The sequence below is a fragment of the Bradyrhizobium sp. HKCCYLS20291 genome (assembly GCF_051167715.1).
In the GTDB taxonomy this organism is placed as follows: Bacteria; Pseudomonadota; Alphaproteobacteria; order Rhizobiales; family Xanthobacteraceae; genus Bradyrhizobium.
Map to the genome: position 1 here is coordinate 274090 of NZ_JBNPTO010000007.1, position 23771 is coordinate 297860.

Genomic DNA, 23771 nt, shown 5'->3' on the forward strand with positions numbered 1-23771 from the left:
GCACGGCGGGTGAAGAACAAGGTCTTAATTTTGGTACGAAATTTGCTCTTTCACCAGGCTGGTCCGGCCCGTGCCGGACTGGAACGAACGAGCGGACAAGAGCGAACCGCGGACGGAGACAGGAATGAGTAAGGTCGGCACGAGCGACTCGAAGAACACGCTGTATTGCTCGTTCTGCGGCAAGAGCCAGCACGAAGTCCGCAAACTGATCGCAGGTCCCACCGTCTTCATCTGCGACGAATGCGTCGAACTCTGCATGGACATCATCCGCGAGGAGAACAAGTCCTCGCTGGTCAAGTCGCGCGACGGCATTCCGACCCCGAAGGAAATCTGCAAGGTTCTCGACGATTACGTCATCGGCCAGAACCATGCGAAGAAGGTGCTGTCGGTCGCCGTCCACAACCACTACAAGCGGCTCAACCACCAGACCAAGCACTCCGACGTCGAGCTGGCGAAGTCGAACATCCTGCTGATCGGTCCGACCGGTTCGGGCAAGACGCTGCTCGCGCAGACGCTCGCCCGCATCCTCGACGTGCCGTTCACGATGGCGGATGCGACGACCCTGACCGAGGCCGGCTACGTCGGTGAGGACGTCGAGAACATCATCCTGAAGCTGCTGCAGGCCGCCGACTACAACGTCGAGCGGGCGCAGCGTGGCATTGTCTACATCGACGAAATCGACAAGATCAGTCGCAAGTCGGACAATCCCTCGATCACCCGCGACGTGTCGGGCGAGGGCGTCCAGCAGGCGCTGCTCAAGATCATGGAAGGCACCGTCGCGTCGGTTCCGCCGCAGGGTGGCCGCAAGCATCCGCAGCAGGAGTTCCTGCAGGTCGACACCACCAACATCCTGTTCATCTGCGGTGGTGCGTTCTCCGGCCTCGAGAAGATCATCTCGGCACGCGGCCGCTCGACCTCGATCGGCTTCGCCGCCCAGGTGCTGGCGCCGGAAGACCGCCGCACCGGCGAGATCTTCCGTCACGTCGAGCCTGAGGATCTCTTGAAGTACGGCCTGATTCCGGAATTCGTCGGCCGTCTGCCGGTCGTGGCGACGCTCGAGGATCTGGACGAGACCTCGCTGAAGAAGATCCTGACCGAGCCGAAGAACGCGCTGGTGAAGCAGTATCAGCGGCTGTTCGAGATGGAGAACATCGAGCTGACCTTCGCCGACGAGGCGCTGGGCGCGGTGGCTCGCAAGGCCATCGAGCGCAAGACCGGCGCGCGCGGCCTGCGGTCGATCCTCGAGAGCATCCTGCTCGAGACGATGTTCGACCTGCCGGGTCTCGAGGGCGTCGAGGAAGTGGTGATCTCGCGCGAGGTGGTCGAAGGCACGGCCCGTCCGCTCTACATCTACGCCGATCGGTCCGATCGTGCGGTGGAAAGCAGCGCCAGCGCGTGACGCGCGCTGGTACGATAGACAGAAGACCTCGATTTATCAGTTCAGCGATCGCTGCGGACGACATGTCCGCGGCGTCGCAGCGTTTCAGTATCCCGCCGCGTAAAGCCATTTTTGGCGGGTGTTTACCGATACTTGACACCCCCCGGGTCGATAGCCACCTAATGTCGCGTGGCGATACACATCTCAATCCCGGGATTCGCCTCACCATTCGATTCGAGACAGGCCGACGATTTCGGTGCGTCGGTGAAGTCCGGATCAGATCGCACCTTGTGGCGGTTGCGCACGATGGCGGACTGCGTGCAAGGGGGCTAAACAAAAGGAACAGGCCATGACGACCCCCAAACCCCGGCCGACCATCGTTTACGGCGAGAGCCACGCCTATCCGGTTCTGCCGCTCCGCGACATCGTCGTCTTTCCGCACAACATCGTTCCGCTGTTCGTCGGCCGCGAGAAATCCATCCGCGCCCTCGAAGAGGTGATGAAGAACGATGCGCTGGTGATGCTGGCGACGCAGAAGAACGCGTCCGACGATGATCCAGCTCCTGACGCGATCTATGAGACCGGGACGCTCGCCAGCGTGCTGCAACTCCTGAAGCTGCCCGACGGCACCGTGAAGGTGCTGGTCGAGGGCTTGGAGCGCGCGCGCGTCGAGAAGTACACCGATCGCGCCGACTACTACGAAGCCACCGCCGTTGCGATCGAGGACACCGACGCCAAGTCGGTCGAAGCCGAGGCGCTGGGCCGCTCCGTCGTGTCGGACTTCGAGAGCTATGTGAAGCTGAACAAGAAGATCTCGGCCGAGGTCGTCGGCGTCGTTCAGTCGATCACGGATTTCGGCAAGCTGGCCGACACCGTTGCCTCGCATCTCGCCGTCAAGATCGCCGATCGCCAGGGCATCCTGGAGACGCTGTCCGTCACCACGCGCCTGGAGAAGGTGCTGGGCCTGATGGAGAGCGAGATCTCGGTGCTGCAGGTCGAGAAGCGCATCCGCTCGCGCGTCAAGCGCCAGATGGAGAAGACCCAGCGCGAGTACTACCTGAATGAGCAGATGAAGGCCATTCAGAAGGAGCTGGGTGACGAGGACGGCCGCGACGAACTCGCCGATCTGGAAGAGCGCATCAACAAGACCAAGCTCTCCAAGGAAGCGCGCGAGAAGGCCCAGCACGAATTGAAGAAGCTGCGCCAGATGTCGCCGATGTCCGCGGAAGCGACCGTCGTGCGCAACTACCTGGATTGGCTGCTGTCGATTCCGTGGAACAAGAAGTCCAAGGTGAAGAAGGATCTGGAGGCCGCGCAGGCGGTTCTGGATGCGGATCACTATGGTCTGGAGAAGGTCAAGGACCGCATCGTCGAGTATCTCGCCGTGCAGTCGCGCGCCAACAAGCTGACCGGCCCGATCCTGTGCCTGGTCGGACCTCCCGGCGTCGGCAAGACCTCGCTCGGCAAGTCGATTGCGAAGGCCACCGGCCGCGAGTTCGTTCGCGTGTCCTTGGGCGGCGTGCGCGACGAGGCGGAGATCCGCGGTCATCGCCGGACCTATATCGGCTCGATGCCCGGCAAGATCATCCAGTCGATGCGCAAGGCCAAGACCTCGAATCCTCTCTTCCTGCTGGACGAGATCGACAAGATGGGCTCGGACTTCCGGGGTGACCCGTCGTCGGCGCTGCTGGAGGTCCTCGACCCCGAGCAGAACACGACGTTCAACGATCACTATCTGGAGGTCGACTACGACCTGTCGAACGTCATGTTCATCACGACCGCGAATACGCTCAATATTCCCGGTCCGCTGATGGACCGCATGGAGATCATCCGCATCGCGGGCTACACCGAGACCGAAAAACTCGAGATCGCCCGCAAGCACCTGATCCCCAGCGCGATCTCCAAGCACGGCCTGGACTCGAAGGAGTGGTCGATCGACGACGACGCGCTGCTGCTCGTGATCCGGCGCTACACCCGCGAGGCGGGCGTGCGTAATTTGGAGCGTGAGATTTCCACACTGGCCCGCAAGGCCGTGAAGGAGCTCATGATGTCCAAGAAGAAGTCGGTCAAGATCACCGAGAAGACCGTTGAGGAATTCCTCGGTGTTCCGAAGTACCGCTTCGGCGAGATCGAGAGCGACGACCAGATCGGCATCGTGACGGGCCTGGCCTGGACCGATGTCGGTGGCGAGCTGCTGACGATCGAAGGCGTCATGATGCCCGGCAAGGGCAAGATGACGGTGACGGGCAATCTGCGCGACGTCATGAAGGAGTCCATCTCGGCGGCGGCCTCGTTCGTCCGCTCCAGGGCGATCAACTACGGCATCGAGCCGCCGTTGTTCGACCGGCGTGACATCCACGTTCACGTGCCGGAGGGGGCGACCCCGAAGGACGGCCCCTCGGCCGGCGTGGCCATGGCGACGACCATCATCTCGGTGATGACCGGCATCCCGGTCCGTCACGACGTCGCGATGACCGGCGAGATCACGCTGCGTGGTCGCGTGCTGCCGATCGGCGGTCTGAAGGAGAAGCTGCTGGCTGCAGCCCGCGGCGGCATCAAGACGGTGCTGATCCCCGAGGACAACGCCAAGGATCTCACGGAGATTTCCGATGCGATCAAGGGCGGCATGGAGATCATCCCGGTTGCCCGCCTCGACGACGTCGTCGCCCGGGCCCTGGTCCGCAAGCCGGTGCCGATCGTCTGGGAAGAGGACACCAAGGTGCCCGTGAAGGCCGATGGCGACGAAGCCCCCGGCGGCCTGACCGCCCACTGAGGCCAAACGGATCCAAGGAAGCGGCGCCCGAGAGGGCGCCGTTTTCGTTTAAGCGCTCGGAAATCTCTGACCGCTTTGATCGGCAGCCCGCTGCCGGGGCCAACGCGGCTTTCCGCCTCGCCGGTGCGGTTCCGCCGTTGATTGCGCGTCGGGCAGGGGGTAAAGAAGCGCGACGTGAGGGCGGCTAGCTCAGCTGGTTAGAGCATCTCGTTTACACCGAGAGGGTCGGGAGTTCGAATCTCTCGCCGCCTACCATTCGCATCTCATCGGATCTTTCTGCTCGTGTCGCTGCTATCGCGGCAAACGTAGAGTCTCCAGAGCCGTGGCAATCCGCTCCAGGAGCACGTTCGTGCGTTTGGCTTCATTCAGCTGCTGCTCGTGCGACTGAGCGAACTTCGTCAGTGAGCCGGCGCGGCTGAGCCAGAACCAAACCCCGATCAGGATGATGAAGGGGAGCCATGAGACGATCAATTCCGTCAGCCAGCTCAGCGTCACGACGCACTCCGCGTTTCAATCTGCCCCAGGTCGTCGGACAGCTTTAGCGCAGCCTCGGATCGGCAAGTAGAGGCCGCGGCTCGGTTCTTTCAACACGGTTGATGAATCTTTTCGGCCCCGTCCCAAGTGCCGGATCGATTGCGCGTGGCAACCAACCTTTTTCTGTTGGACCGTGCTCGCGGGTCGCGAACAGGAGCACGTCATCACTGGGTCAGTGCTAGCGCCGCTGCTGCCGCGACGGGTAGCGCGGCTGCTGTGTCGGCCGGATCTGATAGGACGGGTAGCTCGGCGTGTAGGGCTGGATCAGCGGACGCGACGGCGTGATCGGCTGGTTGAGCGGATCCGAGAACACCGGGTTCTGCCCGGTCGGCACCGGTGCGCCGCTACGACCGCCGGCCGCATTGGCGCTGCCGGCCGCTGCGCAGGACAGTGCCGCCACCAGCACCAGCAGGGGAATGCGTCCAGCCATCATCATCCTCTCCCGCTTCGTCACCAGCGCTCCGAACGAGAATGTCCGTTCGCGGAGCGCGTTCCCACGCCTGATATGGAAATGCTGTCGCACCCCGCAACGGCGTTTGAGTGAGCCGCCCGTCTATCGTAAATAGTGTCGACCACCACGCTCAATCCAGGCGGAGGCCTCGCCATGGCGCGCTCAGCTCGTACCTCCATGACTGTGTCGTTTGTCCGCACCGGAGAACGCCGCTACGTCGTGCGCGCGACGCTGGGCGACGGATGCGTCCTTGAGATGGATCCGGCTCCGGGCTACGACCCTTGGATGCCGCACGATCTGCAACACTTCCTCGTCGAGAAGCACCTGGGCATTGCGGGGGCTGTATTCGGGCGCCTTGCAGCCGGCGGCACCGCCGGAACCTTCCACCCGATGGCGGAAGGCCGCTCGACGCGCGATGCCTCGCGCCTGCGCCGCAAGCATGCAGCGAAGGATGCTCGCCTGATGCCTGGGCAGACCGCCGACTACGACCGCTCGGAGCGGGCGACGTTCATCTGCTGGCAGGATTGGTTGCAGCACGCCAGCGATCCGGTGCTGCGGGCGCGAGGAGCGGAGATGGCGCCGGCCGCGCGCGCATTGCTCGACCGGATGACGCCGGATGAGCGGGCGATGTACACCGCGGCGCGTCGATCGGCGATCCGGTCCGAGTTCGAGCGCGTCAGCCGGAGATGGGCATGTCTGGCGGTCGGCGAGAGCCTGTCGGAATCCTGGTAACGACGGCTCTCGCGCCCTCGTGCCTTGACAGGCGAGGCTGCCGCATGCGGCGATGCCGGCCTCGTACATGACATTACCGAGAGCGCATCATGCCCTTGCCTGCGGAGAACGACGCAAACGCCGACCAGATCGCGTATTGGAACGGACCCGGCGGCCAGCGCTGGGCGGAGCGCCAGGAGGCGCAGGACGTTCTGCTGGCGCCGGTCTCGCGGATCCTGCTCGAGCGCATCGCGGCGAAGCCGGGCGATCGGGTGCTGGACATCGGCTGTGGCTGCGGCGGTCTTGCGATCGCGCTGGCGCAACAGGTTGCGCCGGATGGATCGGTGCTCGGGGCTGACATCTCCGCGCCGATGCTGGACCGGGCGCGCGCGGTGACGCCTGCGGGCCTTGCGGCGGAGTTCGTGCTGGCGGATGCCACCGTGCACCCGTTCGTGCCCGCGAGCTTCGACCTGATGGTCTCGCGCTTCGGCGTCATGTTCTTCGCTGATCCCGTGACGTCATTCGGCAATATCCGCCGGGCGCTGAAGCCGGGCGGGCGAGTCGTGTTCGCGTGCTGGCGTGAGCCCAAGGCCAACCCCTGGATGATCGCGCCGCTGCAGGCGGTGTATCGCCACGTGCCGAAGCTGCCGGAGATGGCGCCCGAGGATCCGGGACCGTTCGCCTTCGCGTCCGAGGCCCGGGTGACGCGCATCCTGGGCGAGGCCGGCTTCAGCGACGTGGCGCTCGAGGCCCACGCGCTCGCGCTCGACATCGCGCGCGGGCAGGGCCTGGACGCGGCCGTGCAATCGGCGTTCGAAATCGGCCCGGCCAGCCGCGCGCTGGAGGGGCACCCGGCCGACACCCGCGAGGCCGCGCGGCAGTCGGTCCGGGAACTGCTCGCGCAGTATCAAGACGGCGACAGCGTCACGCTGTCCGGCTCGATCTGGCTGGTGACGGCGCGCGCCTGAGGCCCGCGCCGCGCTGCTTCAGGAGCGCTCCTCCCAGATCATCGCGAGATGCACGATGGTCTGTGCCGCCTTTTCCATGTCGCGAACGCTGACCCATTCGAGCCGCGAGTGGAAGGCGTGCTCGCCGGCGAAGATGTTGGGGCAGGGCAGCCCCATGAAGGAGAGGCGCGATCCGTCGGTGCCGCCGCGGATCGACGTGCGCACCGGCGTCAGCCCGGCGCGGCGGATCGCCTCCTCGGCATAGGTCACGATCTGCGGGTGGCGATCGATGACCTCCTTCATGTTGCGATACTGTTGCCGAACCTCCATCCGGTAGCTCGAACGAGGATAGTCCTTGATGACGTCGCGGACGATGTCCTCGAGCAGGGCCTCCTTCTGCCGCAGTCCCTGCTCGTTGAAGTCGCGCACGATGAAGTCGATCCGGGCCTGCTCGAGCGTTCCGGAGATCCCGACCGGATGCAGGAAGCCCTCCTTGCCCTCGGTCGTCTCCGGCGAGCAGGTGTCCTTGGGCAGGCGATCGACGATGGCGGAGGCGATCTTGATGGCGTGCTCGATCTTGCCCTTGGCAAAGCCGGGATGGGCGCTGACGCCATTGATGATGATCGTCGCGCCGTCGGCGGAAAAGGTCTCGTCCTCGATGTTGCCGGCGGTCTCGCCATCCATCGTGTAGCCGAAATCGGCGCCGAGCTTCTTCAGGTCGACCCGGTCGACGCCGCGGCCGATCTCCTCGTCCGGCGTGAACAGGATCTTGATCGCACCGTGCCTGATCTGCGGATTGCCGACCAGGAACTGCGCGGCATCCATGATCTCGGCGATGCCGGCCTTGTTGTCGGCGCCCAGCAGCGTCGTGCCGTCCGACGTGACGATGTCGTTGCCGATCTGGTCCTTCAGCGCCGGGTGCTCGTCGGGGCGGATCACCTGGCTCGAATCGCCGGGCAGGACGATGTCGCCGCCCTGGTAGTTGCGGACGATCTGCGGCTTCACGTCGGTCCCCGAGCAGTCGGGCGACGTATCCATGTGCGAGCAGAAACAGATCACCGGAACCTTCTTGTCGGTGGTGGCCGGGATCGTTGCGTAGACATAGCCGTGTTCGTCGAGATGAGCATCGGACAGGCCCATCGCCTGCAGTTCGGCGGCAAGCAGGCGGCCGAGGTTCTTCTGCTTCAGGGTCGAAGGGCAGGTCGGCGATGACGGGTCCGACTGCGTGTCGATGACGACATAGCGGAGGAAGCGATCGACGACCGCGTGGGTGAAGCGAAGCGGGGAGGCGGACATGGGCACCAGGGTAAGCGGGAGGATTATGTTACCGTCAAAGAGTCGGGTACTGGTATATTAGCGTAGCACCTGCTGGTGCGGCTGGGCAGTCCGTCAGGCGCAACCAATGGCCTCCGATGCTTGGCGCGTCCTCCGAGAGAACGAGCGCTCCGCAGGGCGTCGTCGCAGAGCCAGGGCTCGGGACTCCAAGACAGCCGTGGCGCCGTCTGGGGCGTAGGGCAGGTTGGACGAGTTCGGCCGTCGGAAGCCCGTTGGGGGCTCATCAAGGACTTCTCGACATTCTGGTTTCATTGTCCTTGACTTCGAAACATCGCCCCTTTAAGTCGCACTCCTCCGCGGATTTCGCGATCACGCGGGAGTAGCTCAGTTGGTTAGAGCGCCGGCCTGTCACGCCGGAGGTCGCGGGTTCGAGCCCCGTCTCTCGCGCCATTTTCAATGGCTTAATACCCACTCCCGCCCCCGACATCACCGAACTGTCCGTCCGAAGCGCTTTGCTGCGACATCGCAGGTGCGTTTGCCGGGCTGCGACCTTAGCAAAGCAAAAGGCCGCCATCGCGGCGGCCTCCGGGGCATCTCTGGAATGCAGGCGCTTCGGTCAGCGCACTATCGAGCCGTTGGAACTCGTCACGACCACCGGCTTGCCAGCCTTCACGACCTGCGCCGTGGCGGTCTGGCCTTCGTCGCCAGTGGTTCGGGCCGCGATGCCGAAGGCGGTCACGGCGATGCCTGCGACCAGAGCGACCACGACGATCTTCAGGTGGGTCGAACGATCAGCGGAATGCAGAGAGTGGTTCATGTCAGCCTCCCGGCGTCTCAGAGCGCCACTTTGTTGCCTGGAGTTGTACAGCCGCTTTGTTTCGATCCGGTTTCCTCGTTCCGTCAAAATGGTTTCATGGGTTGCAGCACTTGCTGCAGCAATCGGGAGTATGCGGCGGCGCGTCGTCCGACTCGGCTGGCGCCCGGCACAGGTCTGCCGCTCGACTCAGCCCGGCGATCTTGATTCGCCTGCTCCTCATGACCATTTCGTCGGCATTGGCAGACGCGTACGGGGCCATGAGCTGCTCCCGACAGATCGATCGCGCTTCGCCCTCCGTCTCCGACCGTCTTCAGACGTCTTGGGCCTGCGCACAACGTTGTGCGTGTTCGCGGTTCTGACCATGTCAGCTTCGGCGGGAGATGCTCACGACACCGTAATGCTGCGGGCCTGCGACGTGACGGCCATACCCGTGTTGCGGCTGCCTGACGTCCCTGTGTGTCCGGGTTTCCGCAATGTGGGGAGGGATGACAGCGTTGAGACGGCTTGTCTTGCGCGGCTTGGTGCGCTGCGCTAAGGCTTCGACCAATTCCAATGCAGCGAGTCTGCGGTTTGCACCGAAACCGCAGAGGAAAGTGGCGCCGATGACCGGCATCCTTCAGAACTATCTCCCCCTCGTCGTTTTCATAGGTGTCGCAGCCATCATCGGGGTGGTTCTGCTGATCGCACCTTTCCTGGTCGCCTATCAGCAGCCCGATCCGGAGAAGCTTTCCGCGTACGAGTGCGGCTTCAATGCCTTCGACGACGCCCGCATGAAGTTCGACGTCCGCTTCTACCTGGTTGCCATCCTTTTCATCATCTTCGACCTCGAAGTCGCCTTCCTGTTCCCCTGGGCAGTCGCATTCGGCAAGCTCGGCGCCGCCGGCTTCTGGTCGATGCTGGTGTTCCTGGCCGTGCTGACGGTCGGGTTTGCCTACGAATGGAAGAAAGGCGCGCTTGAATGGGATTGAGCCCGACCCCGTCCTCTGGTCCGGTGATCGCACCGGCCCCGAAGGGCATTCTCGATCCCGCGACCGGCAGGCCGATCGGTGCCAACGACCCTTATTTCCTCGAGGTCAGGCACGAGCTGTCGGACAAGGGATTTTTCGTTGCCACCGCTGACGACCTCATCACCTGGGCCCGTACCGGCTCGTTGATGTGGATGACGTTCGGTCTGGCCTGCTGCGCCGTCGAGATGATGCAGGTCTCGATGCCGCGCTACGACGTCGAGCGCTTCGGCTTCGCACCGCGCGCCTCGCCGCGCCAGTCCGACGTGATGATCGTCGCCGGCACCCTGACCAACAAGATGGCGCCGGCGCTGCGCAAGGTCTACGATCAGATGCCGGAGCCGCGCTACGTCATCTCGATGGGCAGCTGCGCCAACGGCGGCGGCTACTACCACTATTCCTACTCGGTGGTCCGCGGCTGCGATCGCATCGTCCCCATCGACATCTATGTGCCCGGCTGTCCGCCGACCGCGGAAGCGCTGCTGTACGGTGTTCTGCTGTTGCAGAAGAAGATCCGGCGCACCGGCACCATCGAACGCTGAAGGTTTTTCGTTATGGACGACGGCAGGCTCGACGCCCTTGGGCAGACGATCGTGAGCGCGCTCCCGGGCGCGGCGATCGGGCATTCGGTTGCTTTCAACCAGCTCACGGTGACCGTGGAGCCCGCCCGGATCGTCGAGGTCGTGAAGTATCTGCGCGACGACCCGGCCTGCCGTTTCATTAACTTCACCGACATTACGGCGGTCGACTACCCGGAGCGCGCGAAGCGCTTCGACGTGGTCTATCACTTCATGTCACCGACGCTGAATACGCGCATCCGCCTCAAGGCGGAGGCTGACGAGACCACCCAGGTGCCCTCGCTCATCGAGGTGTTTCCCGGCGCGGACTGGTTCGAGCGCGAGACCTACGACCTCTATGGCGTGATCTTTGTGGGTCATCCGGACATGCGCCGCATCCTGACCGACTACGGCTTCGACGGCCACCCGCTGCGCAAGGACTTCCCGACCACCGGCTTCGTCGAGGTGCGCTACGACGACCAGGAGAAGCGGGTGATCTACGAGCCGGTCAGGCTCAACCAGGAATTCCGCAAGTTCGATTTCCTCTCGCCCTGGGAAGGCGCGGACTATCCGCTGCCCGGCGACGAAAAAGCGACCAAGTGAGTGGGAGCGCGAGTATGAACGAGCAGAGCCCCGCACTTCGCAACTTCACGATCAATTTCGGCCCGCAGCATCCGGCGGCGCACGGCGTGCTGCGCCTGGTGCTGGAGCTGGATGGCGAGGTCGTCGAGCGCGTCGATCCGCATATCGGCCTGCTTCACCGCGGCACCGAAAAGCTGATCGAGACCAAGACCTATATGCAGGCGATGCCCTATTTCGATCGGCTCGACTACGTCGCGCCGATGAACCAGGAGCATGCGTTCTGCCTCGCCGCCGAGCGGCTGCTCGGCATCGAGGTACCGCGCCGGGGCCAACTGATCCGCGTGCTGTATTGCGAGATCGGCCGCCTGCTGTCGCATCTCCTCAACGTCACCACGCAGGCCATGGACGTCGGCGCGCTGACCCCTCCGTTGTGGGGCTTTGAAGAGCGCGAGAAGCTGATGGTGTTCTATGAGCGCGCCTCCGGCTCGCGCATGCACGCCAACTACTTCCGCATCGGCGGAGTCCACCAGGATCTGCCGACGAAGCTGGTCGACGATATCGACGCGTTCTGCGATCCGTTCCTGAAGGTCGTTGACGACCTCGACCAGCTTCTGACCGCCAACCGCATCTTCAAGCAGCGCAACGTCGACATCGGCGTCGTCACCCTGAAGCAGGCCTGGGAGTGGGGCTTCTCCGGCGTGATGGTGCGCGGCTCGGGCGCCGCCTGGGACCTGCGCAAGTCGCAGCCCTACGACTGCTACGCCGAGATGGAGTTCGACATCCCGATCGGCAAGAACGGCGACTGTTACGACCGCTACCTGATCCGCATGGAAGAGATGCGCCAGTCCGTGCGTATCATGAAGCAGTGCATCCAGAAGCTGCGCGCGCCGGACGGGCAGGGCCCGGTCGTCGTCGCCGACAACAAGATCTCGCCGCCGCGCCGGGGCGAGATGAAGCGCTCGATGGAAGCGCTGATCCATCACTTCAAGCTCTACACCGAGGGCGTTCACGTGCCGGCCGGCGAGATCTATGCCGCCGTCGAGGCGCCGAAGGGCGAGTTCGGCGTCTACCTGGTCTCCGACGGCACCAACAAGCCGTACAAGTGCAAGATCCGCGCGCCGGGCTTCGCCCATCTGCAGGCGATGGACTTCCTGTGCCGCGGCCATCTGCTGGCCGACGTCTCGGCCATCCTCGGCTCGCTCGACATCGTGTTCGGAGAGGTGGATCGCTGATGGGCCATGCGCCGATCCAGTTCGATCGTGCGTCCGGAGCGCTCGAAGGAGCGAACCTCTGGGAGCGCACGGCTGCATTGGCGCTGTCCACCGGCTCGAAGATCTCGTCGCACTTCTCGCATCGCGGGTACAACCGCTGCGCCAATCTGCTGCGCATGGCTCTGCCGGAGCGCAACCTCGCGGTGAAGCTCAACCCCGACGCCGTGTTCGAGTTCCCGTATGGCGACGGCTATTGGAGCAAGCTGCTCAATCGCGCCTATCACTACGAGGACGAACTCGAGCTGCTGTTTCTCGGAGCTGTCGACGTCGACTACACCTTCATCGATGGCGGCGCCAATTACGGCTACTGGTCGGTGCTGGTCTCCAGCGCACCGTATGGATCGCACAAGGCGATCGCGATCGAGCCGTCCTCGGCAAACTTCGCCAAGCTCGCCAACAACGCCCGCATCAACACCGGCCGTTTCGATGTGATGAAATGCGCCATCGGCGCCAGCCGCGGCACGGCCTATCTGACCGGCACCAAGCACGAGGCTTTCAGCATCGCTGGCGGCAGCGCCGGCGGCGAGCAGGTGCCGGTGATGGCGCTCGATGACCTCATCGACGACGGCAAGGTCGCGGCATCCGGAAAGTACCTGATCAAGCTCGACGTCGAAGGCGTCGAGATCGAGGCGATCAAGGGCGGGGCGCGGCTGCTGTCAACCGACAGCATGATCCTGTGCGAGGAGCACGGGCAGGACCGCAATCATACGGTGTCGCGCTACATCCTCGAGCAGACGCCGATGCAGCTGATGGTCTACGACCCCGCGAGCCGCCGCTTCGAGACCGTGACCGAATTGTCGATCCTCGACCGCATCAAGGTGTCCGCGCACGTCGGCTATAACGTGTTCGGAACTGCAAGTGCCTTCTGGCAGAATCGCGTCGCAGCGCTCAATGCAAGTGCCGCGCGCCGCATGCAATGAAAGACTAGAGAGCCATGTCCGTCCGCCGTCTTGCCCCGAAGGAAGTCCAGCCCGCGAGCTTTGCGTTCACGGACGAGAACCTTGCCTTCGCCAAAGCGCAGATCGCCAAGTATCCGGAGGGTCGTCAGGCGTCGGCCGTGATCGCGATCCTGTGGCGTGCCCAAGAGCAGAACGAGGGCTGGGTGTCGGAAGCCGCGATCCGCGTCGTCGCCGACATGCTGAGCATGCCCTACATCCGCGTGCTCGAGGTCGCGACGTTCTACACGATGTTCCAGCTGCAGCCGGTCGGCAAGAAGGCGCACGTCCAGGTCTGCGGCACCACGCCGTGCCGGCTGCGTGGCGCCGAGGAGCTGATCGAGGTCTGCAAGCACCGTATCCATCACGACCCGTTTCATCTGTCCAAGGACGGCGACTTCAGCTGGGAAGAAGTCGAGTGCCTGGGTGCCTGTGTGAATGCGCCGATGGTGCAGGTCTGGAAAGATACCTATGAGGACCTGACGCCGGAGAGCTTCGGCAAGGTGCTCGACGGCTTCGCGACCGGCAACCTGCCGACGCCGGGCCCGCAGAATGGCCGCCAGTTCTCGGCGCCGGCGGGCGGTCCGACGACGTTGAAGGAGAAGACATGAGCCGCAATCGCATCCGCGTTGCGGCCCTGACGGAAGAGGGCGCCGCGATGAAGAACTGGCGCTACGTGGCGCTGCACACCGTTGTTGCCGCCGTTTTCATTTTCGTACTGCAGCGGTTCGCGCTCAACGCGACGCTGGAGTCCAGTCTGCTGTGGGCCTTGGTGTTTGGCGGCTGCGCCGCCTTCGTCGCCAACATGCAGTCGAACCGCTGATGCCAGAGGAAGCCGTCTGATGCTCGACGACAAGGACCGCATCTTCACCAACCTCTACGGCCTGCACGATTGGGGCCTCGAAGGCGCGCGCCGGCGCGGCAGCTGGGACGGCACCAAGGGGCTGATCGAGAAGGGCCGCGACTGGATCATCAACGAGATGAAGGCCTCTGGCCTGCGCGGCCGCGGCGGCGCCGGCTTCCCGACCGGTTTGAAATGGTCGTTCATGCCGAAGGAGTCGACCGACGGCCGGCCGAGCTATCTCGTCGTCAACGCCGACGAATCCGAGCCCGGCACCTGCAAGGATCGCGAGATCATGCGGCACGATCCGCATCATCTCGTCGAGGGCTGCCTGCTCGCCAGCTTCGCGATGAACGCGCACACCTGCTATATCTATGTGCGCGGCGAGTTCATCCGGGAGCGCGAGCGGCTGCAGGCGGCGATCGACCAGGCCTATGAGGCGAAGCTGGTCGGCAAGGACAACATCCATGGCTGGCCGTTCGACATCTATGTCGCGCATGGCGCCGGCGCCTATATCTGCGGCGAGGAGACCGCGCTGCTCGAAAGCCTCGAGGGCAAGAAGGGCCAGCCGCGGCTGAAGCCGCCATTCCCCGCCAATGTCGGCCTCTACGGCTGCCCGACCACGGTGAACAACGTCGAGTCGATCGCGGTCGCGCCGACCATCCTGCGCCGTGGCGCGTCCTGGTTCGCCGGCATCGGCCGGCCGAACAATGTCGGCACCAAGCTGTTCTGCATCTCCGGTCACGTCGAGCGGCCCTGCAACGTCGAAGAGGCGATGGGCATTCCGTTCCGCGAGCTGATCGAGAAGCATTGCGGCGGCATTCGCGGCGGCTGGGACAATCTGAAGGCTGTCATCCCGGGCGGCTCGTCGGTGCGTATGGTGCCGGCCGAGCAGATCATCGATACCCCGATGGATTTCGACAGCCTGTCGAAGCTGCGCTCCGGCTTGGGCACCGCGGCCGTGATCGTGATGGACAAGTCGACCGACCTGATCCGGGCGATCGCGCGCATCTCCTATTTCTACAAGCATGAGAGCTGCGGCCAGTGCACGCCGTGCCGCGAGGGCACCGGCTGGATGTGGCGCGTGCTGACGCGCATGGCCGAGGGCCGCGCCCACAAGCGCGAGATCGACATGCTGCTGGAGGTCACCAAGCAGATCGAGGGACACACGATCTGCGCGCTGGGCGACGCCGCGGCCTGGCCGATCCAGGGCCTGATCACGCATTTCCGTCACGAGATCGAAGCGCGCATCGACCAGTATTCGCACAAGGCCGATGCCGACGATGTCGGCGTGCGCGATCCCGCGCACATGGTGGCGGCGGAGTAGGCGATGGCGGTCCGGTCCGCCAGCAAGGTTTTCCCCCGCGCTTGCGCCCTCACGGCGCGCAGCGCGGTGGTCCGTGGTTTGAGAGAGATGTGAGGCAATGACCAAGATCATCATCGATGGCAAAGAGATCGATGTGCCGGCGGAGTACACGCTGCTGCAGGCGTGCGAGGCGGCGGGCGCCGAGATTCCGCGCTTCTGCTATCATGAGCGGCTGTCGATCGCCGGCAACTGCCGGATGTGCCTCGTCGAAGTGAAGGGCGGACCGAAGCCGGTGGCGAGCTGCGCCTGGGGCGTGCGCGACTGCCGTCCGGGCCCGAAGGGCGAGCCGCCGGAGATCTCGACGCGATCGCCGATGGTCAAGAAGGCACGCGAAGGCGTGATGGAATTCCTTCTGATCAACCATCCGCTGGACTGCCCGATCTGCGACCAGGGTGGCGAGTGCGACCTGCAGGACCAGGCGATGGGCTATGGTGTCGACACCAGCCGCTACGCCGAGAACAAGCGCGCCGTCGAGGACAAGTATCTCGGCGCGCTGGTCAAGACCTCGATGACCCGCTGCATCCAGTGCACGCGCTGCGTCCGCTTCTCCGCGGAAGTGTGCGGCGTGCCGGAGATGGGCGCGATCGGCCGTGGCGAGGACATGGAGATCACGACCTATCTCGAGCAGGCGCTGAGCTCGGAGCTGCAGGGCAACCTGGTCGATATCTGCCCCGTGGGCGCGCTGACCTCGAAGCCCTACGCCTTCGCCGCGCGTCCCTGGGAGCTCGGCAAGACGCAGTCGATCGACGTCATGGACGGCGTGGGCTCGGCGATCCGGGTCGACACCCGCGGCCGCGAGGTGATGCGCATCCTGCCGCGCATCAACGACTCCGTGAACGAGGAGTGGATCTCCGACAAGACCCGCCATGTCGTCGACGGCCTGCGCACGCAGCGACTCGATCGTCCCTACGTGCGCGAGGAGGGCAAGCTGCGCCCGGCGTCATGGCAGGAGGCGTTCAAGGCGATCGCGACCAAGCTGGCGCGGATCGACGGCAAGCGCATCGGCGCCATCGCCGGCGATCTCGCAGCGGTCGAGGAGATGTATGCGCTGAAGGATCTGCTCGCCAAGCTCGGCTCGACCAACGTCGCCGTGCAGGGCGGTGACAGCTTCGACACCAAGCTCGGCCGCGCGTCCTATCTGTTCAATCCGACCATCGCCGGCATCGAGCAGGCCGATGCGATCCTGATCATCGGCGCCAATCCGCGCAAGGAAGCCGCTGTTCTCAACGCCCGCATCCGCAAGCGCTGGCGCTCGGGCCAGCTCAAGGTCGGCGTGGTCGGCCCGAAGGTCGATCTCACCTATGCCTATGAGCACATCGGCGCCGGCACGGACTCGCTGAGCGACGTCGCCGCCGGCAAGCATTCCTTCGCGACGACGTTCCGCAACGCAAAGAACCCGATCGTGCTGGTCGGTGCTGGCGCCGCCGCGCGTCACGACGGCGGCGCGATTCTGGCGCTCGCCGCCAAGATCGCGATGGACGTCAACGCCGTGCGTGACGACTGGAACGGCTTTGCCGTGCTGCACGACACCGCCTCTCGCGTCGGCGCGCTCGACATCGGCTTCAACGGCACCGGTCTCACGGCCGCGCAGATGACGACCTTCGGCACCATGGATGCGATGTTCCTGCTTGCCGCCGACGAGGTCGAGGTGCCCGAGGGTGCGTTCGTCGTCTACATTGGCACCCATGGCGACCGCGGCGCGCACCGCGCCGACGTCATCCTGCCGGGCGCGGCCTACACCGAGAAGTCCGGGCTCTACGTCAACACCGAGGGCCGGGTGCAGATCGCTGGCCGGGCGTCGTTCCCGCCGGGCGAGGCGCGCGAGGACTGGGCGATCATTCGCGCATTGTCCGACGTGCTCGGCCGCAAGCTCGGCTATGACTCACTTGCGGCGCTGCGTGCCGAGATCGTCAAGGCGGTGCCGCATCTCGGCCGCATCGACCAGATCGAGGCCGGCAAGATCGCCGACATCAAGACCCTGGCAGGCAAGGGCGGCAGCCTCGAGAAGGCGCCGTTCAAGCCTGTCATCAATGATTTCTATCTCACCAACCCGATCGCACGCGCGTCGGCGGTCATGGCGGAATGCTCCCGCCTGGCCTCCGGGCAGATGCTGACGGCAGCGGAGTGAGCGTGACCTGATGGCTGATTTCTTCGCGAGCTCATTCTGGACCGGTTTCCTCTGGCCGCTGATCATCATGATCGCGCAGAGCGTGCTGCTCCTCGTCGTCCTCCTGGTCGCGATCGCCTACATCCTGCTGGCGGACCGCAAGATCTGGGCGGCGGTGCAGATCCGCAGGGGTCCCAATGTGGTCGGGCCGTGGGGCCTGTTCCAGTCGTTCGCCGACCTGCTGAAGTTCGTGCTCAAGGAGCCGATCATTCCGGCCGGCGCCAACAAGGGCGTCTTCCTGCTCGCACCGCTGGTGTCCTGCGTGCTGGCGCTGGCGGCCTGGGCGGTGATCCCGACCAATCTCGGCTGGGCGATCGCCGACATCAATGTCGGCATCCTCTTCATCTTCGCGATCTCGTCGCTGTCGATCTACGGCATCATCATGGCCGGCTGGTCGTCGAACTCGAAATACCCGTTCCTGGCGGCGCTGCGCTCGGCGGCGCAGATGGTGTCGTACGAGGTCTCGATCGGCTTCGTGATCATCACCGTGCTGCTCTGCGCTGGCACCTTGAACCTCTCGGGGGTGGTCGAGGCGCAGCACGCCCGCGGGCTCGCCAGCCTGATCGGCCTGCCGCAGCTGACGATTCTGAACTGGTACGTCTGGCCGCTGTTCCCGATGTTCGTGGTGTTCTACGTCTCGGCGCTCGCCGAGACCAACCGTCCGCCATTCGACCTCGTGGAAGCCGAGTCGGAGCTCGTCGCCGGCTTCATGGTGGAGTACGGCTCGACCCCGTACCTGCTGTTCATGCTCGGCGAATACGTCGCGATCACCACGATGTGCGCGCTGGCGACGATCCTGTTCTTAGGGGGCTGGCTGCCGCCGATCGACCTGCCGCCCTTCAACTGGGTGCCGGGCGTGATCTGGTTCGCGCTCAAGCTGTTCTTCATGTTCTTCCTGATCGCGATGGCGAAAGCGATCGTGCCGCGCTACCGCTACGACCAATTGATGCGACTCGGCTGGAAAGTGTTCCTTCCGCTGTCGCTGGCCATGGTGGTGATCGTCGCGGGCGTGCTGCAATTCGCCGGCATCGCGCCGAAATGAGGCTGTCATGAACATCTCCGCCACCGCACGGTCGCTGCTACTGCAGGAGTTCGTCTCCGCGTTCTTCCTCGCGATGCGCTACTTCTTCCAGCCCAAGCCGACCCTGAACTACCCGTTCGAGAAGGGCCCGATCTCGCCGCGTTTCCGCGGCGAGCATGCGCTGCGCCGCTATCCCAATGGCGAAGAGCGCTGCATCGCCTGCAAGCTGTGCGAGGCCGTCTGCCCGGCGCAGGCGATCACGATCGAGGCCGGTCCGCGCCGCAACGACGGCACCCGCCGCACGGTGCGCTACGACATCGACATGGTGAAGTGCATCTATTGCGGCCTGTGCCAGGAAGCCTGCCCGGTCGACGCCATCGTCGAGGGACCGAACTTCGAGTTCGCGACCGAGACCCGCGAGGAGCTGTACTATGACAAGGCCAAGCTGCTCGCGAACGGCGACCGCTGGGAGCGCGAAATCTCCAAAGCCATCGCGCTCGACGCGCCGTACCGCTGAGGCCGTCCGATGATCCTTCCTGCGCTCTTCTTCTACCTGTTCGCGGCGGTCTGCGTGGCCTCGGCCGTGATGGTCATCGTCTCGAAGAACCCCGTTCACTCGGTGCTCTACCTGATCCTCGCCTTCGTGAACGCCTCCGGCCTGTTCGTGCTGATGGGCGCCGAGTTCCTGGCGATGATCCTGGTCGTCGTCTATGTCGGCGCGGTCGCGGTGCTGTTCCTGTTCGTGATCATGATGCTCGACGTCGATTTCACCGAGCTGCGCGAGGGCTTCCTGCAGTACATGCCGATCGGTCTCGTGATCGGTGGCATCTTCCTGTTCGAGCTGCTGCTGACCGTGTCCTACTGGGTCATCAACCCGACGACGCCGAAGGCGATCACGGCGGCGATCCCGACCAACGTCACCAACACCGAGGCGCTCGGCCTCGTGCTGTATACGAAGTACATTCATTACTTCCAGCTGTCGGGCATGATCCTGCTGGTGGCGATGATCGGCGCGATCGTGCTGACGCTCCGCCACAAGGCCAGCGTCAAGCGCCAGGACATCAACGTCCAGAACGCCCGCACGCCGGAGATGGCGATGGCCGTCCGCAAGGTCGCGGTCGGGCAGGGGCTGCAGGACACGGACGCCGCGGAGTGGGTGAAATGACCATCGGACTGGGACATTACCTCGCGGTGGCCGCGATGCTGTTCACGCTCGGCATCCTCGGCATCTTCCTGAACCGCAAGAACATCATCGTCATCCTGATGTCGGTCGAGCTGATCCTGCTCGCGGTCAACATCAACCTGGTGGCGTTCTCGACCTTCCTCGGCGACATCGTCGGCCAGGTGTTCGCGCTGCTGGTGCTGACGGTGGCGGCGGCGGAGGCTGCGATCGGTCTTGCCGTGCTGGTGGTCTACTTCCGCAACCGCGGCTCGATCGCGGTCGAAGACGTCAATCTGATGAAGGGCTAAGGGCGCATGAACCGCACAAGTGGGGGCCGGCTCGCCGGCAAGGTCATGCGTAAGGGAACGGGCGAATGATCCAGGCCATTGTCTTTCTGCCGCTGCTGGGCGCCATCCTGGCCGGCCTGATCGCGCTGCTCGGGGCGCATGCGCGCCATCCGAGCGGCGACGAGGTCGAGCATCATCACGACGGCCATGGCCACGGCGCCGCCGACGCGCACGCCCATGCGCATGACGACCACGGCCACGGCGGTCACGACGATCACCATGTCGCGGAGCCGCCGGCGGCCGGCACCTGGGCCGCGCAGGCGATCACCACCGCGCTGCTGTTCGTCTCGGCAGCACTGTCCTGGGCGATGCTGGTCAGCGTCGGCTTCATGCACCACGAGGCCGGGGTGAAGGAGCTGCTGCCCTGGATCAACTCCGGCGAGCTGCAGGTCGCCTGGTCGCTGCGCGTCGACACGCTGACGGCGGTGATGCTGGTCGTGGTGACCAGCGTGTCGTCGCTCGTGCATCTCTACTCGATCGGCTACATGGACGAGGATCCGAACCGTCCGCGCTTCTTCGCCTATCTCTCGCTGTTCACCTTCGCCATGCTGATGCTGGTGACTGCGAACAATCTGGTGCAGCTGTTCTTCGGCTGGGAAGGCGTCGGTCTCGCCAGCTACCTGCTGATCGGCTTCTGGTTCCAGAAGCCGTCGGCGAACGCTGCGGCGATCAAGGCCTTCGTCGTCAACCGCGTCGGTGACTTCGGCTTCGCGCTGGGAATCTTCGCAATCTTCCTGCTGACGAAGTCGACCGACTTCGAGACCATCTTCGCCGCCGCACCGAGCATCGCCGGCAAGACGACCATCAACTTCCTCGGCTGGCATGCGGATGCGCTGACGCTCACCTGCCTGCTGCTGTTCATGGGCGCGATGGGCAAGTCGGCGCAGTTCCTGCTGCACACCTGGCTGCCGGACGCGATGGAAGGTCCGACCCCGGTCTCGGCGCTCATCCACGCCGCGACCATGGTAACCGCCGGCGTGTTCATGGTGGCGCGCCTGTCGCCGCTGTTCGAGCTGGCGCCGAACGCGCAGGCCGTCGTGATGTTCTTCGGCGCCACCACGGCGTTCTTCGCCGCGACCGTCGGCCTCGTGCAGAACGACATCAAGCGCATCGTCGCCTATTCGACCTGCTCGCAGCTCGGCTACATGTTCGTGGCGATGGGAGCAGGGGCCTATTCGGTCGGCATGTTCCATTTGTTCACGCACGCCTTCTTCAAGGCGCTGCTGTTCTTGGGCTCCGGCTCGGTGATCTATGCGATGCACCACGAGCAGGACATCCGCAACATGGGCGGCCTGTGGAAGAAGATCCCGTATACCTTCGCGGTGATGACGGTCGGCACCCTGGCGCTGACCGGCTTCCCGGGCTTCGCCGGCTTCTATTCCAAGGACGCGATCATCGAGGCTGCCTATGCCGCGCACAATCCGTTCGCGACCTATGCCTACTTCCTCACGATCGTCGCGGCCGGGCTGACCTCGTTCTACTCCTGGCGCCTGGTGTTCAAGACCTTCTTCGGCACGCCGCACGACCAGCATCACTACGACGCCGCGCATGAGAGCCCGATCTGGATGCTGATCCCGATCGGCGCGCTCGCTGCGGGCTCGGTCCTGGCAGGTGTCCTCTTCAAGGGCTTCTTCGTTCATCCGCACGGTGTCGAGGAGTTCTTCGGCGAGTCGCTGAAGATGAATCCGCACATCCTGGAAGACATGGAGCACATGCCGTTCTGGCTCGGCCTGTTGCCGTTTGCGATGATGGTCGGGGGCTTCTTCATGTCCTGGCTGTTCTACGTCAGCCGTCCGTACCTGCCGGAGGAGCTCGCCGCGCAGCAGCCGCTGCTCTACAAATTCCTGCTCAACAAGTGGTACTTCGACGAGCTCTATGACCTCATCTTCGTCCGTCCGGCGAAGTGGCTCGGCCGCTTCCTCTGGAAGAAGGGCGACGGTCTCGTCATCGACGGCTTCGGTCCGGATGGTGTCTCGGCGCGGGTGCTCGACGTCACGCGCAACGTCGTCAAGATCCAGACCGGTTATCTCTATCACTATGCCTTTGCCATGCTGATCGGCGTCGCCGGCCTGATCACCTGGTTCATGTTCATGGGGGGCCAGCAATGACCACCTGGCCAATTCTCTCCGTCGTCACCTTCCTGCCCGTCGTCGGTGCGCTGCTGATCTATCTGGTGCGCGGCGACGACGAGGCTGCCCGCCGCAACGCGCGCTGGATCGCGCTGTGGACCACGCTGATCACCTTCGCGGTGTCGGTGATCCTGGTGCTGCGCTTCGACCCCAACCTGACCGACTTCCAGTTCGTCGAGAAGAAGAACTGGCTGGCGGCCGGCATCAGCTACCACATGGGCGTCGATGGCATCTCGCTGCCGTTCGTCATCCTGACCACCGCCCTGATGCCGTTCTGCATCATCGCGAGCTGGAAGTCGGTGACCAACCGGCTGCGCGAATACATGATGGCGTTCCTGATCCTGGAAACGCTGATGGTCGGTACCTTCTCGGCGCTCGACCTCGTGCTGTTCTACCTGTTCTTCGAGGGCGGCCTGATCCCGATGTTCCTGATCATCGGCGTCTGGGGCGGTCCGCGCCGGGTCTACGCGTCGTTCAAGTTCTTCCTCTACACCTTGCTCGGCTCGGTCCTGATGCTGCTCGCCATCATGGCGCTGTACTGGAACGCAGGGACCACGGACATCCCGACGCTGATGCACACGGCGGTGCCGCGCAACCTGCAGACCTGGGCTTGGCTGGCCTTCTTCGCGTCCTTCGCGGTGAAGATGCCGATGTGGCCTGTTCATACCTGGCTGCCGGACGCGCACGTCGAGGCGCCAACGGCGGGCTCGGTGATCCTGGCGGCGATCCTGCTGAAGATGGGCGGCTACGGCTTCCTGCGCTTCTCGCTGCCGATGTTCCCGCTGGCCTCGCACGATTTCGCGCCGCTGGTGTTCACGCTGTCGGCGATCGCGATCATCTACACCTCGCTGGTCGCGCTGATGCAGGAGGACATCAAGAAGCTCATTGCCTACTCGTCGGTGGCGCATATGGGCTTCGTCACGATGGGCATCTTCGCCGGCACCATGCAGGGTGTCGCCGGCGGCGTGTTCCAGATGATCTCGCACGGCATCGTCTCGGGCGCACTGTTCCTCTGCGTCGGCGTCGTCTACGACCGCATGCACACCCGCGAGATCGCGGCCTACGGCGGCCTCGTCAACCGGATGCCGGTCTATGCGCTAGTGTTCATGGTGTTCACCATGGCCAATGTCGGCCTGCCCGGCACCTCCGGCTTCGTCGGCGAGTTCATGACCTTGCTCGGCACCTTCAAGGTGTCGATCCCGACGGCGTTCTTCGCGACGTTCGGTGTCATCCTCTCGGCCGGCTATGCGCTGTGGCTGTACCGCAAGGTGGTGTTCGGCGCGCTGACCAAGCCGTCGCTCGCGAGCATCAAGGACCTCACCTTCCGTGAAGGTGTGATCCTGTTTCCGCTGGTGGCGCTGACCATCCTGTTCGGCGTCTATCCGAAGCCGATCCTGGACATGTCGGCGGCCTCGGTGCAGCAGCTCGTGACCAACTACAATACCGCCGTGACGGCCGTGAAGGCCGCCGCGCTGCTCCAATGATGAGACCCCAGGGGTCGGG

The 23771-nt window shown here is 64.5% G+C and carries 23 protein-coding genes and 2 tRNA genes; 21 read left to right on the forward strand and 4 right to left on the reverse strand.

Going from position 1 to position 23771, the window contains the following annotated elements; genetic code table 11:
- Positions 1 to 124: 124 nt before the first annotated feature.
- The 3 genes from clpX (at position 125) to ACQR07_RS18335 (ending at position 4406) form a co-directional block, all read left to right on the forward strand.
- Positions 125 to 1399, forward strand: a complete 1275-nt coding sequence (clpX, locus tag ACQR07_RS18325) for an ATP-dependent Clp protease ATP-binding subunit ClpX (RefSeq protein WP_015666504.1) — start codon at positions 125 to 127, stop codon at positions 1397 to 1399.
- 328 nt (positions 1400 to 1727) lie between these two features.
- Complete coding sequence (lon, locus tag ACQR07_RS18330) at positions 1728 to 4151, forward strand: endopeptidase La (protein ID WP_434903622.1); 2424 nt, start codon at positions 1728 to 1730, stop codon at positions 4149 to 4151.
- Positions 4152 to 4329: 178 nt separating this feature from the next.
- Positions 4330 to 4406: transfer RNA gene (locus ACQR07_RS18335), tRNA-Val, on the forward strand.
- A 36-nt stretch (positions 4407 to 4442) separates the two neighbouring features.
- On the opposite strand, the gene ACQR07_RS18340 is transcribed toward ACQR07_RS18335, so the two are convergent.
- Both ACQR07_RS18340 and ACQR07_RS18345 read right to left on the reverse strand, forming a co-directional pair.
- A complete protein-coding gene (locus ACQR07_RS18340; RefSeq protein WP_434903623.1) occupies positions 4443 to 4646 on the reverse strand; it encodes a hypothetical protein in 204 nt (67 codons plus the stop codon).
- A gap of 217 nt (positions 4647 to 4863) precedes the next feature.
- Complete coding sequence (locus ACQR07_RS18345) at positions 4864 to 5118, reverse strand: hypothetical protein (RefSeq protein ID WP_434903624.1); 255 nt, start codon at positions 5116 to 5118, stop codon at positions 4864 to 4866.
- 171 nt (positions 5119 to 5289) lie between these two features.
- On the opposite strand from ACQR07_RS18345, the gene ACQR07_RS18350 reads away from it, so the two are divergent.
- A complete protein-coding gene (locus ACQR07_RS18350) occupies positions 5290 to 5868 on the forward strand; it encodes a hypothetical protein (RefSeq protein ID WP_434903625.1) in 579 nt (192 codons plus the stop codon).
- An 89-nt stretch (positions 5869 to 5957) separates the two neighbouring features.
- Positions 5958 to 6815 carry a class I SAM-dependent methyltransferase gene (locus tag ACQR07_RS18355; protein WP_434903626.1) on the forward strand — a complete coding sequence of 286 codons (858 nt, stop codon included), beginning with the start codon at positions 5958 to 5960 and terminating at the stop codon, positions 6813 to 6815.
- An 18-nt stretch (positions 6816 to 6833) separates the two neighbouring features.
- Here ACQR07_RS18355 and pepT read toward each other — a convergent pair whose 3' ends face one another.
- Entirely contained in the window at positions 6834 to 8090 is a 1257-nt protein-coding gene (gene pepT / locus ACQR07_RS18360) for a peptidase T (RefSeq protein WP_434903627.1), read from the reverse strand.
- Positions 8091 to 8442: 352 nt separating this feature from the next.
- On the opposite strand from pepT, the gene ACQR07_RS18365 reads away from it, so the two are divergent.
- Positions 8443 to 8519, forward strand: a tRNA-Asp gene (locus ACQR07_RS18365).
- A 166-nt stretch (positions 8520 to 8685) separates the two neighbouring features.
- On the opposite strand, the gene ACQR07_RS18370 is transcribed toward ACQR07_RS18365, so the two are convergent.
- Entirely contained in the window at positions 8686 to 8886 is a 201-nt protein-coding gene (locus ACQR07_RS18370) for a hypothetical protein (RefSeq protein ID WP_434903628.1), read from the reverse strand.
- Between the two features lie 602 nt (positions 8887 to 9488).
- Here ACQR07_RS18370 and ACQR07_RS18375 point away from each other — a divergent pair.
- The 15 genes from ACQR07_RS18375 (at position 9489) to ACQR07_RS18445 (ending at position 23752) form a co-directional block, all read left to right on the forward strand.
- Positions 9489 to 9854, forward strand: a complete 366-nt coding sequence (locus tag ACQR07_RS18375) for an NADH-quinone oxidoreductase subunit A (RefSeq protein WP_008964559.1) — start codon at positions 9489 to 9491, stop codon at positions 9852 to 9854.
- The gene (locus ACQR07_RS18380; RefSeq protein ID WP_172132828.1) at positions 9851 to 10432 is read left to right on the forward strand and encodes a NuoB/complex I 20 kDa subunit family protein; all 582 of its coding nucleotides are present in this window, start codon (positions 9851 to 9853) and stop codon (positions 10430 to 10432) included. Before ACQR07_RS18375 ends, ACQR07_RS18380 begins: the two co-directional genes overlap by 4 nt.
- Before the next feature lie 12 nt (positions 10433 to 10444).
- Entirely contained in the window at positions 10445 to 11050 is a 606-nt protein-coding gene (locus tag ACQR07_RS18385; RefSeq protein ID WP_434903629.1) for an NADH-quinone oxidoreductase subunit C, read from the forward strand.
- Positions 11051 to 11064: 14 nt separating this feature from the next.
- Complete coding sequence (locus ACQR07_RS18390) at positions 11065 to 12261, forward strand: NADH-quinone oxidoreductase subunit D (RefSeq protein ID WP_434903630.1); 1197 nt, start codon at positions 11065 to 11067, stop codon at positions 12259 to 12261.
- Entirely contained in the window at positions 12261 to 13220 is a 960-nt protein-coding gene (locus tag ACQR07_RS18395) for an FkbM family methyltransferase (RefSeq protein WP_434903631.1), read from the forward strand. The genes ACQR07_RS18390 and ACQR07_RS18395 overlap by 1 nt, the downstream gene beginning before the upstream one ends.
- Positions 13221 to 13234: 14 nt before the next feature.
- Positions 13235 to 13846, forward strand: coding sequence for an NADH-quinone oxidoreductase subunit NuoE (gene nuoE, locus ACQR07_RS18400; RefSeq protein WP_434903632.1), 612 nt, complete (start codon positions 13235 to 13237; stop codon positions 13844 to 13846).
- Complete coding sequence (locus ACQR07_RS18405; protein ID WP_434903633.1) at positions 13843 to 14058, forward strand: hypothetical protein; 216 nt, start codon at positions 13843 to 13845, stop codon at positions 14056 to 14058. Before nuoE ends, ACQR07_RS18405 begins: the two co-directional genes overlap by 4 nt.
- A 19-nt stretch (positions 14059 to 14077) precedes the next feature.
- Complete coding sequence (gene nuoF, locus ACQR07_RS18410; RefSeq protein WP_434903634.1) at positions 14078 to 15403, forward strand: NADH-quinone oxidoreductase subunit NuoF; 1326 nt, start codon at positions 14078 to 14080, stop codon at positions 15401 to 15403.
- 97 nt (positions 15404 to 15500) lie between these two features.
- Complete coding sequence (nuoG, locus tag ACQR07_RS18415) at positions 15501 to 17570, forward strand: NADH-quinone oxidoreductase subunit NuoG (protein ID WP_434903635.1); 2070 nt, start codon at positions 15501 to 15503, stop codon at positions 17568 to 17570.
- 10 nt (positions 17571 to 17580) lie between these two features.
- A complete protein-coding gene (nuoH, locus tag ACQR07_RS18420) occupies positions 17581 to 18651 on the forward strand; it encodes an NADH-quinone oxidoreductase subunit NuoH (protein WP_434903636.1) in 1071 nt (356 codons plus the stop codon).
- 7 nt (positions 18652 to 18658) lie between these two features.
- Positions 18659 to 19147 carry an NADH-quinone oxidoreductase subunit NuoI gene (gene nuoI, locus ACQR07_RS18425; RefSeq protein WP_006611003.1) on the forward strand — a complete coding sequence of 163 codons (489 nt, stop codon included), beginning with the start codon at positions 18659 to 18661 and terminating at the stop codon, positions 19145 to 19147.
- Between the two features lie 9 nt (positions 19148 to 19156).
- Complete coding sequence (locus ACQR07_RS18430; protein WP_015666525.1) at positions 19157 to 19795, forward strand: NADH-quinone oxidoreductase subunit J; 639 nt, start codon at positions 19157 to 19159, stop codon at positions 19793 to 19795.
- Complete coding sequence (nuoK, locus tag ACQR07_RS18435) at positions 19792 to 20100, forward strand: NADH-quinone oxidoreductase subunit NuoK (protein WP_006611001.1); 309 nt, start codon at positions 19792 to 19794, stop codon at positions 20098 to 20100. The genes ACQR07_RS18430 and nuoK overlap by 4 nt, the downstream gene beginning before the upstream one ends.
- A 65-nt stretch (positions 20101 to 20165) precedes the next feature.
- Entirely contained in the window at positions 20166 to 22247 is a 2082-nt protein-coding gene (gene nuoL, locus ACQR07_RS18440) for an NADH-quinone oxidoreductase subunit L (RefSeq protein ID WP_434903637.1), read from the forward strand.
- Positions 22244 to 23752, forward strand: a complete 1509-nt coding sequence (locus ACQR07_RS18445; RefSeq protein ID WP_434903638.1) for an NADH-quinone oxidoreductase subunit M — start codon at positions 22244 to 22246, stop codon at positions 23750 to 23752. The genes nuoL and ACQR07_RS18445 overlap by 4 nt, the downstream gene beginning before the upstream one ends.
- The last annotated feature ends 19 nt before the right edge of the window (positions 23753 to 23771 follow it).